15 protein-coding genes are annotated in these 15,936 nt (G+C 42.1%); 9 read left to right on the top strand and 6 right to left on the bottom strand.

Going from position 1 to position 15,936, the window contains the following annotated elements; translation table 11 throughout:
• Positions 1 to 171 precede the first annotated feature (171 nt).
• On the bottom strand, positions 172 to 1,548 hold the full coding sequence (locus tag BIZ38_RS14180; RefSeq protein WP_138600346.1) for an NAD-dependent succinate-semialdehyde dehydrogenase: 1,377 nt from the start codon (positions 1,546 to 1,548) through the stop codon (positions 172 to 174).
• Positions 1,549 to 1,713: 165 nt separating this feature from the next.
• On the opposite strand from BIZ38_RS14180, the gene BIZ38_RS14185 reads away from it, so the two are divergent.
• Genes BIZ38_RS14185 through BIZ38_RS14195 form a run of 3 tightly spaced genes read left to right on the top strand, consistent with a single transcriptional unit; the run spans position 1,714 to position 3,858 of the window.
• Positions 1,714 to 2,751 (top strand): NAD(P)H-dependent flavin oxidoreductase, encoded by a 1,038-nt coding sequence (locus BIZ38_RS14185; RefSeq protein WP_187490571.1) that lies wholly within the window; start codon positions 1,714 to 1,716, stop codon positions 2,749 to 2,751.
• Positions 2,748 to 3,314, top strand: a complete 567-nt coding sequence (locus BIZ38_RS14190) for a Crp/Fnr family transcriptional regulator (RefSeq protein WP_187490572.1) — start codon at positions 2,748 to 2,750, stop codon at positions 3,312 to 3,314. Before BIZ38_RS14185 ends, BIZ38_RS14190 begins: the two co-directional genes overlap by 4 nt.
• A 49-nt stretch (positions 3,315 to 3,363) precedes the next feature.
• Positions 3,364 to 3,858 carry a YgjV family protein gene (locus tag BIZ38_RS14195; RefSeq protein ID WP_054552615.1) on the top strand — a complete coding sequence of 165 codons (495 nt, stop codon included), beginning with the start codon at positions 3,364 to 3,366 and terminating at the stop codon, positions 3,856 to 3,858.
• A gap of 7 nt (positions 3,859 to 3,865) precedes the next feature.
• Here BIZ38_RS14195 and BIZ38_RS14200 read toward each other — a convergent pair whose 3' ends face one another.
• Together BIZ38_RS14200 and BIZ38_RS14205 are read right to left on the bottom strand one after the other, a co-directional pair.
• Complete coding sequence (locus BIZ38_RS14200) at positions 3,866 to 4,399, bottom strand: cytochrome b (protein ID WP_054552614.1); 534 nt, start codon at positions 4,397 to 4,399, stop codon at positions 3,866 to 3,868.
• Positions 4,400 to 4,479: 80 nt separating this feature from the next.
• The gene (locus tag BIZ38_RS14205; RefSeq protein WP_187490573.1) at positions 4,480 to 4,992 is read right to left on the bottom strand and encodes an NUDIX hydrolase; all 513 of its coding nucleotides are present in this window, start codon (positions 4,990 to 4,992) and stop codon (positions 4,480 to 4,482) included.
• Positions 4,993 to 5,208: 216 nt separating this feature from the next.
• Here BIZ38_RS14205 and BIZ38_RS14210 point away from each other — a divergent pair, with 216 nt between their 5' ends.
• The 5 genes from BIZ38_RS14210 to BIZ38_RS14230 are packed head-to-tail and all read left to right on the top strand — an operon-like array spanning position 5,209 to position 10,751.
• Positions 5,209 to 6,549, top strand: a complete 1,341-nt coding sequence (locus BIZ38_RS14210) for a sigma-54-dependent transcriptional regulator (RefSeq protein WP_054552612.1) — start codon at positions 5,209 to 5,211, stop codon at positions 6,547 to 6,549.
• A gap of 12 nt (positions 6,550 to 6,561) precedes the next feature.
• Positions 6,562 to 6,771 carry a histidine kinase gene (locus BIZ38_RS14215; RefSeq protein ID WP_054552611.1) on the top strand — a complete coding sequence of 70 codons (210 nt, stop codon included), beginning with the start codon at positions 6,562 to 6,564 and terminating at the stop codon, positions 6,769 to 6,771.
• 22 nt (positions 6,772 to 6,793) lie between these two features.
• A complete protein-coding gene (locus BIZ38_RS14220; RefSeq protein ID WP_138600356.1) occupies positions 6,794 to 8,272 on the top strand; it encodes a sensor histidine kinase in 1,479 nt (492 codons plus the stop codon).
• On the top strand, positions 8,272 to 8,733 hold the full coding sequence (locus tag BIZ38_RS14225) for a response regulator (RefSeq protein WP_054552609.1): 462 nt from the start codon (positions 8,272 to 8,274) through the stop codon (positions 8,731 to 8,733). Before BIZ38_RS14220 ends, BIZ38_RS14225 begins: the two co-directional genes overlap by 1 nt.
• A 50-nt stretch (positions 8,734 to 8,783) precedes the next feature.
• Positions 8,784 to 10,751 carry a response regulator gene (locus tag BIZ38_RS14230; RefSeq protein ID WP_054552608.1) on the top strand — a complete coding sequence of 656 codons (1,968 nt, stop codon included), beginning with the start codon at positions 8,784 to 8,786 and terminating at the stop codon, positions 10,749 to 10,751.
• Here the strand turns inward: BIZ38_RS14230 and BIZ38_RS14235 are convergent.
• The 3 genes from BIZ38_RS14235 to BIZ38_RS14245 are packed head-to-tail and all read right to left on the bottom strand — an operon-like array spanning position 10,738 to position 14,442.
• The gene (locus tag BIZ38_RS14235) at positions 10,738 to 11,736 is read right to left on the bottom strand and encodes a LacI family DNA-binding transcriptional regulator (protein ID WP_138600360.1); all 999 of its coding nucleotides are present in this window, start codon (positions 11,734 to 11,736) and stop codon (positions 10,738 to 10,740) included. The genes BIZ38_RS14230 and BIZ38_RS14235 overlap by 14 nt on opposite strands.
• A 21-nt stretch (positions 11,737 to 11,757) precedes the next feature.
• Positions 11,758 to 13,089 carry a glycoside-pentoside-hexuronide (GPH):cation symporter gene (locus BIZ38_RS14240; protein ID WP_187490574.1) on the bottom strand — a complete coding sequence of 444 codons (1,332 nt, stop codon included), beginning with the start codon at positions 13,087 to 13,089 and terminating at the stop codon, positions 11,758 to 11,760.
• Positions 13,090 to 13,113: 24 nt separating this feature from the next.
• Positions 13,114 to 14,442, bottom strand: coding sequence for a GH1 family beta-glucosidase (locus tag BIZ38_RS14245; protein WP_187490575.1), 1,329 nt, complete (start codon positions 14,440 to 14,442; stop codon positions 13,114 to 13,116).
• Between the two features lie 231 nt (positions 14,443 to 14,673).
• On the opposite strand from BIZ38_RS14245, the gene BIZ38_RS14250 reads away from it, so the two are divergent.
• Positions 14,674 to 15,933, top strand: coding sequence for a sugar MFS transporter (locus tag BIZ38_RS14250; RefSeq protein ID WP_138616053.1), 1,260 nt, complete (start codon positions 14,674 to 14,676; stop codon positions 15,931 to 15,933).
• Positions 15,934 to 15,936: the final 3 nt, after the last annotated feature.

The following is a 15,936-nucleotide window of genomic DNA, read 5'->3' on the forward strand; positions in this document are numbered from 1 at the left end:
AATTTCTCATTTAGAACAACTAAATAACGAAATTTTTGCCTTGTTATCAACGAGGTTTTATTGCCTCAAAATAGACTACTTAATTAAGCGGATTGGTATGAAAAGTGATAACCTTATTAAGGACGGCACAATCAGATATAAAAAAGGGCTCTAATGAGCCCTTAATAGTGATTAGTCGTTGACCATAATGGTTTTGATATTAACAAATTCTCGTAGTCCAAAACCGCCATGTTCACGGCCATAGCCACTGTCTTTTACACCACCAAATGGTAAGTTCGGTTGCGCAAGACCATAACCATTGATATTTACCATACCGGTGTCAAAGTGAAGCTTTGCAAGCTCAATGGCTGCTTGCTCATCTTTTGAGAAAATACCGCCGCCAAGACCATAGCGTGAATCATTAGCAATTTGCATTGCCTCTGCGTTATCTTTGGCTCGAATAAGTGATGCCACAGGGCCAAATAATTCATCGTCATAAGCGGGCATGCCCGGTTTGATATTTTCAAGCAAGGTCGGGGTGTAATAAAAGCCGGTGTGTTCAGCAACTTTACCGCCCGTGATAATAGTAGCACCTGCATTTACAGAGTCAGTAACTTGCTGATGAAGCTGATCGCGCAGATCTTTACGAGCCATTGGGCCAAGCGTGGTTTTTTCATCGTTCGGATCGCCAAGAACAACTTGCTCAAATTGCTCTTTGATTAGAGCTTTAAAATCATCATATAAAGCATCAACCACAATAAAGCGTTTTGCCGCAACACAGGTTTGTCCGTTGTTTATCAAACGACCTTGCGTACATGCGGTAATCGCCGTATTTAAATCAGCGTCATCAAGTACGATGTATGCATCGTTACTGCCTAATTCGAGCACGGTTTTCTTAACCTGTTTAGCTGCTCGCTCTGCGACTTTTTTGCCTGTGCCGTCGCTGCCAGTAAAGGTTACACCACGAATCGCTGAGTGATCTATTAGTTCGCTTGCGGTTTTACCGTCAATAAGTAAGTTCTTAAAGCAATAATCGTCAAAACCAGCCAGTTTAAATAACTGTTCAATCTTTTCGGCCATGCCAAATACATTACCCGCATGTTTTAGCACTGTGGTGTTACCTGCCATAACATTCGCGCAAGCATAGCGAATGACTTGATATAGCGGGAAGTTCCATGGTTGGATACCAAGTATTACACCAATTGGTTGGTAACTAATAATTGCATGTCCGTCTTGCATATCTCGCTTTTCATCGCCAAGCACTTTTGGTCCCTGCTCAGCGGTATAACGACAAATTGCTGCACAAAGCTCAACCTCCTGAAGGCCCTGTTGGTAAATCTTACCCATTTCATCGGTCATTAGTTGGGCTAATTCTTGTTGATTAGAATCAATTACTTGTGCAAGTTTATTAAGTAATTTTGCGCGGTGCTCATGGGATGTAGTGCGCCATTTTAAAAATGCTTGATGACATTGGTCAACTTCACTCTGTGCTTGTTGCAGTGACAATAAGTTATAAGTCTTGATCGTTTGTTCATTAGTTGGATTGATTGTAGTAACAGTATCAGTCATCATTATCTCCTTACAAAGTTGTAGGAGCTAGTCTGCAAAGCTAATACCTATTTTTTGCTTTTTATAGCTTATTGTTTTAGAAGACTTTTATTTTTCAGTTAGCCTTTGAGAAGCTTAAACTTTGTAAAAACTGCATTAGGTTGAAAAACTTACAAGGAATATGTAATGACAAATTCTGTGTTAAAAACTGAACTTGCGATTATTCAAGCGCCGATGGCGGGTGTGCAAAATGCCAAACTGGCAGTCGCTGTGTGTGAAGCTGGAGGGCTTGGTTCTTTACCTTGCGCTATGCTCTCAGCAGAGCAGCTAAAATCAGAACTTGATTATCTTAGCCAGCATACTGATAAGCCTTACAATCTTAACTTTTTTTGTCATCAAACACCCGACTATACCCTGGCTCAGCAAACGGCTTGGCATAATCTGCTTACACCTTATTTTGATGAGTTTGCTGTCGATGTCTCACAATTTACCCGTAATGCTTCGCGCCAGCCAATTAATCAACAAATAATAGATATTATCGCACCTTACACGCCTGCCGTTGTAAGCTTTCATTTTGGTCTACCAAGTAGAGAGATTGTTTCTCAAATAAAAGCGTGGGGCGGAACGGTTCTTTCATCAGCCACAACGTTAGATGAAGCGCGTTGGTTACAAACAAATGGAGCCGATGCGGTTATTGCACAAGGGATTGAAGCTGGCGGCCACCGCGGCCATTTTTTATCAATGGATTTGTCGCTGCAACCAACCACTGCGCAATTAGTGCGAGAATGTGTAGAGCTTGATATACCTGTTATTGCAGCAGGTGGAATTTGCACGGCAGAAGATGTCGCCCAATACCAAGCATTAGGTGTCGCAGCAGTGCAGGTGGGGAGCGCTTACTTACTTTGTGAAGAAGCGACAACAAGTGCTTTACATCGTGAAGTATTAAAAACAGTTGCGCCAGACTCAACTGAATTGACGACCTTATTCTCTGGTCGTCCAGCACGAGGTATTAGCAATCGAGTCATGCAAGAGTTAGGAGTTATGCCAGAGCAAGCGCCGCCTTTTCCGTATGCGTCGATTGCGATGACCGCATTACGTGCAAAAGCTGAAGCCAAAGGCGATAGTGGTTTTTCACCACTTTGGTGTGGTGAGCGCTTTATTGTTAGAGAAGGGATTAACGCCCAGCAAATAACTAGATTATTGATGCAAGGTTGGCAATCTTGACAGATACCCAGTTACTCCCGCTCGGTGATAGTTACCATCAGCTAGCCTGTGAATTTCGTAACAAACTTGCAGGGCAATGCGCTATAAAGCGGTACGCTAAAGGTGATATTTTATTACAGCAAGGCGATGAGCAAGATGTGGGTTACTTAATTATATCAGGGGTGCTTGGTGCATTACATGCATCATCGCAAGGCACACAAAAGTGTAAAGAGTTTTACTTTCAAGATGAGTTTGCACTGCTTTATGGTAACTGGTTAACCAAAACCCCTGCGCTCTATCAACTCAAAGTAATACGTGATGCTGAGCTTATTAAGGTACCTTTGGTTTTATTTGATAGTAGTGACTGGCAAGCAATTAAACATCAATTAGTTAGTCAGCAATTATTGTTTAAAGAAGCAAAAGAAGCGTTTTTATTACTCAATACGCCAGAGCAACGTTATCAATATTTATTAGATCAAAAACCGCACTGGCTTGAGCAATTAAGCTTAAACGATGTTGCTATGTATTTAGGGATTTCAGCGATTTCTTTATCGCGAATTAGACGGCGTCTTAACTTAAGTTAAGGCGCAGCAAAACGGTGAACATTACACTGCTGATTTTTCAGGAGTCGTTATGTTTATTTTATCTCAGTGCTTAGTTGCCATTGCCACATTACTCGATTTGGCTTCTTTTCAGTTTAAACAAAGACAAGCTATTTTAGCTTGTTTGTTTAGCTCAGTATTACTTACATCAGTGCATTTTATGCTGCTTGATAATTTCAGTGCTGCAAGCTTAATGCTGATTGCCGCCCTACGTTATGGCTATTGTATTTTTGCGCGCAAAACTTGGGTGATGATAGCGTTTATGCTTTTGAGTATTAGCGCAGTACTATTAACATTGCATAGCTGGGTTAGCTTTATCGCACTGGCAGCAACGTTAATGCAAACCTATGCTTCATTCCAAGGCAAAGATTTTACCTTACGCCTGTTGATGATTGTCGGCACTGTGTGCTGGATAGTTCACAATTTATTAGCGTTTTCACCACTAGCAGTGGTAATGGAAACAGTGTTTTTAATAAGTAATTTAGTGGGCTTATGGCGCTTTTATGCTAACCCTAAGCCCGCTTAAATTTTATTTAAGACTTACCTAGCATGCGGCTCAGCATGCCATCTTTGTCAACAAACTGGTGTTTAAGTGCAGCAGCAACGTGTAAGGCTAAAATCACCACGATAATGAGCACTGAACTGTGGTGCACAAAGCTGCCTGCATCTGCAAGCCAAGGTGTTTTTTCTGGTGCGCTCAATAGCTCAAACTCAAAGAAGCTAATTGCACGACCGCCCGCATAGCTCATGATAAATCCAGATAACGGCATAGCTAGGGTCGCAAGTAATAATAAGCCATGAGTGAGGTGAGCAATTACGGTTTGCCATTTAGGCATGTCAGATGTTGCAGGTAATGCGCCTTCTTTTATGCGCCAAATAAGCCTTGCGATGGCAAAAACTAATACTACTAAGCCCATTGATTTATGCCATCCCATATAAGTAAATTTAGCGGGTGGCTCGGCAAAATCAGCAACATAAATGCCCATCGCAAATACGCCGATAAACAAAATGGCAACGGTCCAATGTAACAGGATGGTTGGCTTAGAAAGGGCAGCTACTTTACTCATGGTTGACTCTCATAATTGGCTTTAATTATAAGTATAGACTGCCCCAATAGCTGAGGGTTGCGTAAAGTAATGTAAAAAACTTAAAGAGTGTCAGCAATCAGCTTTAATAAAAAGGTCTCGCGCTGAATCGATAAGCCCTGTTTTTCACTCATTGCCATGGTGGTTTCGTTGTGTGCGATGGCATCAAATATATTCACCCACTTAGGTTGCATGCCATTTTGCACTTCGTAGTGCTCCATTTTTGGGTCTGCAAATTCATCGCTAATTTCACAGAAGTAGCAATAGGATTTGATATGAACACAATCAAAGTCGTCTTTATACCAAGGCCTCACTTCTTCGTATAATCCTAGAGGCTGCTTTATTTGAATTTGTAATGCCCCAGTTTCTTCATGAAGTTCTCGCAGGAGCCCTTGCTCAATACTTTCGCCTTTATCAACCCCGCCACCCGGTAAACTGTAGTCATCATAACGAGCGGTGTATAAAAGTAGTATTTGTTCACCTTTTAAAACAATGGCGCGGGCAGTGTTACGAATAAATACAGTGCCGTAGTCGTTTCCTAAACTTGGGTGAATAACTTTTCTTAATAACTTCATATGATTACAACTTAATAACTTAAAATAAGTACAGCTCAGCTTAATTTTGAGTAGGCAATAATAACCCGTTTCTAGTATTTTTCTCACTTTTTACCCTAAAGTGGAACTAAATGCAGTAATATGGTCGTAATTTGAATTCAATTAGTATCTAACGCGCTTTATTTTATTTTTATTGGAACTAAGCGTAGAATGATTAAAAAAGCTTATGGAATAAATATGTTAAACGTACTTTTAGTTGATGATGACAGTGAGTTTAGTGATGTAGTTTGTCACATTGTTGAGTTCCTCGGGCACAATATAAATACCGCAGCGAACCTTGCTGAAGCTGAGCAATGGTTTGAAAACAACACGTTTGACCATGTTTTTTTAGATTTTATGTTGCCAGATGGCAGCGGTCTACATTTGCTTGAGCACTTAAAAGCAATCGGTCAATCGCCTCGTGTTACGTTAATCTCAGGGCATCCTTCAGTAAAGGGTAAGTTGGCTGAAATGTGTGAGCCTAATGTTGGTCACCTAGTCAAACCACTACAACGAGAAGATATAGAACGGGTACTCAACCCGAAAAAAGCAAGCCCTAAGAAAAAAGCAACGCCAGCTATAAAGCGCCACTTTGGCACCTTAATTGGTGAATCTGAGGTGATGCAAAAGCTTTACACTATGATTGAGCGTGTTGCAGCAACTTCTGCCAATGTAATGTTGATGGGGGAAAGTGGTGCTGGTAAAGAAGTGGTTGCTCAGGCAATTCACAACGCCACTGAGTGTGATGGCCCTTTAGTAGCAACTAACTGTGGTGCATTTTCTAAAGAGCTGATTGGTAGCGAACTTTTCGGCCATGAAAAGGGCGCATTTACAGGCGCTATTGCACGTAAAGAGGGGGTGTTTGAGCAAGCTGCTGGTGGTACTTTGTTTTTAGATGAAGTGACAGAAATGCCCATTGATATGCAGCCAAACTTACTACGTGTACTCGAAAGTAAAAAAGTAACTCGAGTGGGTGGAACCAAAGAGCAAGCGGTAAATTGCCGCGTTATTTCTGCAACCAACCGCACCTTGACCGACCTTGCGCAAAATAATGTTATTCGTGAAGACATTTACTTTCGTTTAGCGGTATTCCCTATTGATATTCCACCGCTTCGTGAGCGCAAAGAAGATATTCCATTGCTTGCCAATGCTTTTTTAGAGCAGCTTAATGATGAAAACGGCACCGACTTTAAATGGCAAGCAGCGCAAATCAAAGAACTTGAGGCCCATGATTGGCCTGGTAACGTGCGTGAACTTCGCCATGCTATACACCGTGCCTTTATCATGAGTGACCCTAAAGGCTCCGTTATTACTTTACCTGATTCGTTAGAATCACCGTTTTCTAAAGTGAATAAAGAGAGCCAAGCAAACCAAGTTGTTGCAGGGCAAACCATTGAAGAAGTTGAAAAAGAATTGATCCACGCGACTTTAGATAAAGTACAAGGTAATAAGACGATTGCTGCGCAAATGCTGGGGATCAGTACGAAAACACTTTATAACCGTTTAAATGCTTATGGGGGCATTGGCGAATACAAATAACTAAGGATAGCTATGAGTAACAACGAGTCTTTACGAAAAATGGTGCACGATGCTCGTGCACCGCTAAACCGTATTTCGATGAATGCAGAGTTAGTTAAGCTCGTATTAGAAAATGATATGCCTAAGCAAAAAGCGCTCGAGGCATTAGATAAAATAATTACAAACTGTCAGCAGTGCAGTGAACACTTACAAGAAATAAGTGACACTCACGCAGCAGATTGAGCACTCATTGATTGGGAAGCAAATGCAAAAACAAAAAGGAAAAATAGCGGTCAGTTGGGCTGGCTTTATTGCCGTGGTGCTGTGTATCGTGGTGGCGAATGCTTTTTTAGCCCTCAATAGCATTCGCTCTCTAACAGAAACACAAAGTAGTCTTGATAATACTAACTCACTTAATACTGCAATAGAGCGGCTACATTTATCTGTAGTACAGGCTGAGTCAGGTCAGCGAGGTTATCTTCTTAGTGACCGAGAAGATTATTTACTGCCTTACAATGATGCTATCGCTTCAATGCAAGCGCAGATCATGCTTGTGAAAAGCTTGCATTCAGAAATTCCCGGTCAAGCAGACCGCATTGCTCGTTTAATTCATTTAGTAAACGATAAAGTCGCAGTGATGACTAAAACCACCGATCTGGCTCTTGCAAATAAAGACGTGAAAGCTCGCCGCTTGTTATTAACAGACCAAGGTCGTGATTTATATAAAGATATTCGCGCTGGAGTTGATGAAATTCAAATGCGTGAGCTTAATTTTAAAATAGAGCAGTTTGCAAAGCTCTCACAAATTAAAAACGAAGCGAAGTTAACATTTGCGATTACTGCAGTGACAAGTGCTTTACTGCTTATTGGTATGTTTGTGTTAACCCGTATCAACATACGCAATCAAGCTAAGTACCGAGCTGACCTTGAAAAACAAAACGAAAACTTGGCGGCAAAGGTTGCAGAACGTACGCAAGAGTTAACCATCTATTCAGATGAGCTAAGTCGCTCAAATAGAGAGCTTGAAGACTTTGCCTTTGTTGCAAGTCATGATTTACAAGAACCACTGCGTAAGATTCAAGCCTTCAGTGACCGCCTTGAAAAGATGTTTAAAGATGAGCTCGGCGAAAAAGGGGTTGATTACATTAATCGTATGAAAAATGCCGCTCAGCGTATGTCTAATTTAATCAATGACCTACTTGAATTCTCACGCGTAACCACTCGTGGTAAGGACTTTGTTGATACAGATTTGAATGAAGTCGTTGCAGAGGTACTTGATGATCTTGAAATCGCAATAAAAGAATCTGAGACCACGGTTAACCTCGATACCTTACCGCATATTCAAGCAGACCCGAGTCAAATGCTACAGTTGTTCTTAAACATTCTGTCGAATGCAGTAAAGTTTAGACGTGAGAATGTTGCGCCTGTCATTGATATTGCATATCAGCGAATTTCAGAATTTAGCGAAGTTCATCACACTGATGTAGAGTGGGAAGTTATTACAATTTCAGATAACGGAATTGGCTTTTCAGAAGAATACCTAGAAAAAATATTTGTTCCGTTCCAGCGGTTACATGGCCGTTCGCAATACAAAGGCACAGGCATAGGACTATCGGTTTGTCGCCGTATTGTGGAGCGCCATGGCGGAGAAATAACAGCAAGTAGTCACGTTGGTGAGGGTGCAAGCTTCACTCTTAAATTACCCGTGGAAACATCGCTTTTCACACTACAAGGAGAGGCGTAATGCCACTTAATAAAGTTAAACCAATAACCATTTTAATGGCTGATGACGACGAAGATGATCGTTTATTAACCCAAGATGCATTGGCCGAAAGCCGTGTATTAAACGAGTTGTTTTTTGTTGAAGACGGTGTAGAACTGCTTGAATACCTTGAGCGTAAAGGCAAATTTAGTGAAAAAGAAAGCTCACCGCGCCCGGGCTTGATTTTACTCGATTTGAATATGCCGCGTATGGACGGCCGTGAAGCTTTACAAGCAATCAAAGCTAACCCTAACTTGAAGGGTATTCCGGTGGTGATTTTAACTACATCAAAACAAGAAGAAGATATGGTTAAAGGCTACGACTTAGGGGCTGCATCATACATTACTAAGCCAGTTACTTTTGAAGGTTTAGTCGAGTTAATGCAAACATTAGGGAAATACTGGGTAGAGTTTGTAGAGCTGCCAACACCACAGAACGATTAATTCCAATTTGCGATAATATTTTATTAAGCAAATTGCTATAAGGAATAACAATGTTAGATAAGGTAACCCGATTACTCTTAGTAGAAGACGACGAAGACGATTATATTCTTACTTGCGACTACCTAGAGCAATTAGGTTCCCATACATTCGATGTTGAGTGGTTAAGTTGCCCTGAACAGGCCATCAGTGTGCTGAGCGAAAACAAGCATGATATTTGTTTGTTAGATTATCGTTTAGGTGCCTCTGATGGTCTCGAAGTGCTAAAACGGGCCGTTGATAATGGTTTTCGCGGTCCGATTATCATGCTTACCGGGCAATCAGATGAAGCACTCGATTCTGCAGCGCTTGATGCCGGTGCGGTTGATTACCTTGTTAAAAACGAGATGAACTCTAGCCGTTTTGCCCGCGCTATTCGTTATGCGTTAGCACGACGAGATGTTGAAGATGAGCGTGTTGAACGCTTAAAAGCTGAAGCAGAAAACCGTTCTAAAGACCGTTTTTTGGCGCATTTAAGCCATGAGTTACGTACGCCCCTGTCATCCATCTTGGGTTATACCGAGTTACTAATGCAAAGTGGTAAGAACCAGCATGCCCAAAACGAGCTGGGTGTGATTTACCGAAATGGTAAGCATCTACTGAGCTTACTTAATGACGTGCTCGACCTATCAAAAATTGCTGCTGATAAACTTGAGCTCAATTGCAGTGATGTCAATTTAGATAGCCTAATGGCGGACGTATATACCTTAATGCGCGTCTCAGCCGTTGATAAAGGCTTAACACTTAAATTTGAATCTCAGCAAGCCTTACCTTTAGTTGTCAACACAGACGCGACGCGGTTACGCCAAATCCTAATTAACATCATCAACAATGCAATTAAGTTTACTAACCAAGGCGAGATCACAGTGCGTGCTTGGACTGCTTGGGTTAATGAGCGCGAAATGCTGTTTTTTAGTATTAAAGACACAGGTCTTGGAATCCCAGCCGAAAAACAAGCTTTGATCTTTAAACCATTTGAACAAATTGCCGATGTAGAATCCCGAGATGTGGGTGGAGCAGGGCTTGGCCTCGCCATTTGTTCTGAGCTACTTAGTCGAATGCAAGGCTCAATTGAGCTTGAGTCTACGCAAGGCGTGGGCTCAGAATTTACCCTTTCTATCTACCCGGGCAACATTCGTGATGTTGAGCGCCAAGTACTGCGTTTTGATTCAAACCCAGATTGCCAACAAAAATTAGCCACCCTTGAAACCAGTGGTCGGGTATTAGTGGTCGACGACTTAAAAGATTTACGTAACCTAGTAGGTCATATGATCACTATGACCGGTGCTGAAGTGGAATACGCAGAACACGGTAAACAAGCTATTGAGAAAGTCGCTAGTGCAGAACAAGCGGGTGAGCCTTTTGATATTGTTTTTATTGATTTGCATATGCCGGTTATGGGCGGTAAAGAAGCCACTATTGAACTTCGTAAAATGGGTTATCAAGGGCCAATTATCGCGCTTACTGCAGCCACCATGAAAGGGGTGAAAACTGAGTTAAGCGCGCTGGGTTTTAACGATATGATTGCCAAGCCGGTTGATTCTGGGTTGCTTTACCAAGTGCTTAATCATTATATTTGCGAAGGCAATACTGCACCTGTGGTTGAGCAAGACGACAGCCCTGAAATGACCAACCAAAGCACGCGTTATTTATTGGTTGAAGACGACAGTGATGCGGCACAGATTACCCAATTATTGCTTGAAAGCTTAGGTGTTGAAACTGTCATAGCGCCAAGTTGTGCCGCTTGTCTTGAGACACTGAGTGACGACCAAAATTTTGCTAAAGTATTACTCGATATGCATTTGCCTGATGGTGGAGGGCTAGATTTAGCAAAAGAAATTAAACAGCGCCACCCCGACTTAAAATTAGTCATTGTAAGTGGCGCCGAACCAGAGCCAGAAAGAATTAAACAACTTGATATAGAACAAGTGCTGTTAAAACCGATTAATCTTGGCTTGTTATCCGAGCTTATTGCTGACTAATTGAATGCCTGACTACAAGTTCAGGTTCAAATAGCGTTTGTAACGGCGGTGTTTGTTTTTGATAAACTTGGTTTAACACCCAGTCAGCAGCCATGCGGCCCATTTCATTTATGGGGTAATTAATGGTGGTTAATTGTGGGTAAACGTGACGGGTGAAAAACACGTTATCGTAGCCCATAATCGACAGTTGCTTAGGTAACGTTAGCCCTAAATCACGTGCGCTTGCCATGGCACCCACTGCCATTTCATCATTAGCACAGATAAGCGCCGTGAATGGATGCGTTTGTTGATGAAGCGCTTTTAACCCCTCATAACCGCTCGCTTCCATGAAATCACCTTGAAATAAGAGGTTTTCATCAAACTCAAGGTTAAACTCAGCCAGCGCTTGTTTGTGGCCTTCTAGGCGGTCTTTGGCATCTTGCTTCCAAGCTGGTCCACTGATGTAGGCAATGTCTTTATGACCTTGTTCTAGAACATGTTTAGTCGCTAGATATCCGCCTTTTATATTATTAAGCAAAATGCAGCGGTCACTGAGTTCGCTGATATAGCGGTTGATTAGTACAAACGGAGTACGGCCTTTGCTAAGTTTAATTAGGTAGTCGTCGCTGACAGCTTCAACATGCAAAATAAGCGCATCGCAGTTACGGCTAATTAAAAATTCAATCCCTTGTTTTTCTCGTTCTTCATCACTGTGACCTGCAGCAATAATCAGGTGTTTGCCTTGATTACGAAAGGTATTTTCAATGCCGCTCATCATAGGCCCGTAAAATGGGCCTTGTAATTCAGAGACCAGTAGACCAACACTGTTCGAGCAATTTGATGCCAGTGACTGAGCAATTGAGTTAGGTCTATAGCCAAGCTCATCCATTGCGGCAGTGACCTTTTTACGTGTTGCATCACTGACATTTGCATTGTTGTTCATTACTCGCGAAACGGTTGCAAGAGAAACGCCTGCAAGTTTCGACACCTCGTAAATGGTGGCCATGTTATTCCTTTTTAAACAAAGTTATGGATGCTTTTTTAACGATAAATCGGCACTGATCCGCTCAACCGTTTGATTATCAAGAATATACCTTTTCATGATAAATGCGACAAGCATACTACCTATTGCTGGGTAAAGGGTAAATGAAATTAAGATACCCGAGAGCGTGTGATCACTGAGTTCGGTATTGGCTTCATAGCCATAAAATGCCAATAACCAACCTGCAATGGCACCGCCAAGAGCAAGGCCAAGCTTAATAAAAAAGACCACGCTTGCGTAGACTAGGCCTGTTAGCCTTTCACCGGTTTTCCATTGCCCATAATCTATGGTGTCGGCCATTTTTGCCCACAGTAACGGAGTTGCCATTTGCGTGAAAAAACACCACAAAAAGTACACCGCAAAGGCAAGTGCAAGTTGTTCGCCCGGCAACCAAAACGCCACGCAACTAATTGCCGCAGAGATATATTGCAAACGAATATAGGCGGTTTTCTTATCAACGCGTTTACTGAGTGGGTTTGCACAGGCACAGCCCAGAATATTACCTATCATGCCGATGGTAACAAAGTAGGTGACCAACTCGGCTTCACCAAGTACATATTTTACATAGTAAATGGCAAGGGTGGTGCGCAGTACCATACTGGTTAACAGCATAAATGCAGCAAAGCACAACACTTTAAATGGGCCATTTTGCCATAGCGTGTTCATACGGGTTTTCCAGCTCAACGATGAGCTGTTATGAGCAGCTACGCGCTCTTTGGTAAAGCGAAAACAAATCAAAAATAAGATCACACCTAAGCCGCTCATCAGGGCCATAGTGAGTTGGTAGCCCGTGGCGTTATCACCTTTGCCAAGCCAGTTTACCAAAGGCAAAGTACAGGCACTGACAATTAAGCCGCCCAGCATACCAAACACAAAGCGATAAGATTGAATGGATACTCGCTCTTTAGGGTCGCCACTTAATACCCCACCTAACGCTGAGTAAGGAATGTTAATCGCGGTGTACACCAGCATCAGCAAAGTGTAAGTGACAAAGGCGTAAATGACTTTGCCTGACTCAGGCAAGTCTGGCGTGGTGAAGGTGATCATGCTGATCACCCCAAATGGTAAAGCGAGCCAGAGTAAGTAGGGGCGATAGCTTCCCCACCTAGTGCGAGTTGAATCGGTTAAGGCTCCCATTAATGGGTCGGTGATGGCATCAACGACTCTCACCACCAAAAACAAGGTGCCAACAATCGCGGGTGAAATACCAAAGATATCAGTATAGAAAAAAGTTAAAAATAACATCACCGTTTGAAAGATGATATTACTTGCTGTGTCGCCTAATCCGTAGGCTATTTTTTCTCTTTTTGTCAGCATGTGTGTTCTCGATTGTTGTTATTTTTATCGCTGTTTGAGTAGCGCGCGATATTGTTTTGCGCTTTCTTTTAAAATGCGTTGTTGGCTTTGGTAGTCAATATAAACTAACCCAAAGCGCTTTTCGTAGCCATAGGCCCACTCAAAGTTGTCCATTAAGCTCCACGCAAAGTAGCCTTGAATATTGACGCCTTGGCGAATTGCATCACACACTGCATTTAAATGAGTGTGATAATAATCTACGCGTTCTATGTCGTTCACTTCACCATTTTCTAATGTATCGGCCATGGCTGCGCCATTTTCGGTAATGTACATTTTTGGTAAATCATATTGCTGATGCAATGATACTAAAAGCTCAGTTAAGCCTTGAGGATAAACTTCCCAGCCCATATCGGTAACACGAACATCCGCAAGGTTTGCTTCTTCAAACCAGCCATCAGCGGTATTTTTGTAGTGTATGCGGGTATAATAGTTAACGCCAATAAAGTCGACGGCTTGACGAATAATTGCCATATCGCCAGCAATAATAGTTGGTTTAACTTCATCTGCTAAATCATCCATTAAAGAGGGGTAAGCACCCTCTAAAACCGCTTTGATATACCATTGATTGTGGTATTGATCAGCAAGCTCTGCGGCTTTTTTATCATCTTCGGTTAAGGGATACGTTGGGCTGAAGTTTAATACGATACCTGCTTCTGTGCTTGGGCAGTTTTTACGTAATACTTGCATAGCAAGGCCGTGGGCGAGTAGTAAGTGGTGCGCTGCTTGTCGGCCAGCTTGTTGTGATTTTATGCCAGGTGCATGTACACCCACTTCATAGCCTAAATAAGCGCTACAAAATGGTTCGTTCAAGGTGGCGAATGAATCAACCAAATGGCCTAAATGTTGAGTAACAAGTTCGGCATAGTCTTTAAATTTATAGGCTGTTTCGCGATTTAACCAGCCGCCATTATCTTCAAGGTATTGAGGTAAATCCCAGTGATATAAGGTGACATAGGTTTTAATGTTACGCGCTTTTAAAGCCGTTAATAACTGAACATAAAACGCCATACCTTGCTCGTTAACCGAGCCATCTTGCTGCATGACCCTTGGCCACGAAATAGATAAGCGGTAAGCATCGACAGCCAAATCTGCAATCATCTCGACATCTTGCTGCCAACGTGCAACATGGTCACAAGCTACATCGCCATGGCTTTGGTCAGCAATAGCGCCAGGCTTTTCGCAAAATGTATCCCAGATACAATCAAGGCGCTTATCGCGTGCCCCTTCAATCTGGAATGAAGCTGTTGCCACACCGAACGTGAACTCGGGCTTGAGTAAAGATGAATCTGGTAACAGTGAAATTGATTTATACACAGTAGATACTCGTCCTTCGGGTTAAGTGTAAGGCTTGGTAAATTAGAGCTTAGACTCAGTTGTAAGCGCTTACAATTTTTCTGCAAATAAATTGCTAAATATGATTTATATGTTATAAATGTAAGCGCTTACATTTAATGTTGCAACATATTTCGCTATTTGCTGTTAGTGATTAAGTATTAAACCTTGCTGTAACAAACTGATAAATATAATTAACTAGAGAAGAAAATTATGGCTCATGTTTCAACCCCTGTGTCGGCTGCTGCAAGCCAAGCAGATATGCCTAAGCAGCACTTTGCGCTGGCATCATTGACCACATTATTTTTTATGTGGGGATTCATAACCTGTCTGAATGACATTTTAATCCCTTATTTAAAAGGTATGTTTTCACTTAACTATACGCAGGCTATGCTCATTCAATTTTGCTTCTTTGGTGCGTATTTTGTGATGTCGATCCCTGCTGGAAAGTTGGTCAGTCGTATTGGCTACCAGTTTGGTATCGTGGTTGGCTTATTGGTCGCAGCCGTGGGGTGTGCGCTGTTTTACCCAGCTGCGGTTGCCCATGTGTACGAATTATTTTTACTAGCCTTGTTTGTCCTTGCCTCGGGCATCACGATTTTACAAGTATCTGCCAATCCTTATGTAAGTGTACTTGGTCCGCAAAAAACAGCATCTTCGCGTTTGACTATGACACAAGCATTTAACTCGTTAGGAACCACGGTTGCGCCAATTTTTGGTGGTTGGTTAATTCTATCTGAGGTTAGTCAAGCCACCGCAGAAGAAGTGAAACTCCCTTATTTAATGTTGTCGTTAAGCTTGTTGGTACTTGCGGTTATCTTTGCATTTTTAAAACTGCCAAAACTAGGTAAAGAAAGTGATAGCGAAGCGGCACATCAAGATTTAGAAGATTTTGTTGATTTAGGCAGTGTTTGGCGTTACCGCCACCTCATTTTAGGTGCTGTAGGTATTTTTGTGTATGTGGGCGCAGAAGTGGCGATTGGTAGCTTTTTGGTGGGCTTTTTGACCCTAGATAACATTGCTGGTTTACCAGAAAATGAAGCTGCGCATTATATTAGCTACTACTTTGCAGGAGCCATGGTTGGCCGTTTTATTGGTGCAGTTGTAATGCAGAAATTTAATGCAGGCAAGGTGTTGGCATGCCATGGCTTGTTGGCGGTATTGTTAGTATTGATTGCTATGACGGGTGAGGGCAGCCTTGCTATGTGGGCAATTTTGCTTGTGGGATTATGTAACTCGATTATGTTCCCAACCATTTTTAGCCTTGCTTTACACGGCCTTGGCAAATACACCTCAAAAGGCTCTGGCATTTTATGTTTAGCGATTGTAGGGGGAGCGATTATTCCATTACTACAAGGCGTATTAGCAGATTCTATTGGCGTGCAAATGGCGTTATTCTTACCAATCGCCTGTTATTTATATATTACTTACTTTGCGCTGGTTGGCTCAAAAGTATCAACTCAGACTTCATAGGTG

It is taken from the genome of Pseudoalteromonas sp. BZK2, assembly GCF_014349195.1.
GTDB classification, from domain to species: Bacteria; Pseudomonadota; Gammaproteobacteria; order Enterobacterales; family Alteromonadaceae; genus Pseudoalteromonas; species Pseudoalteromonas simplex.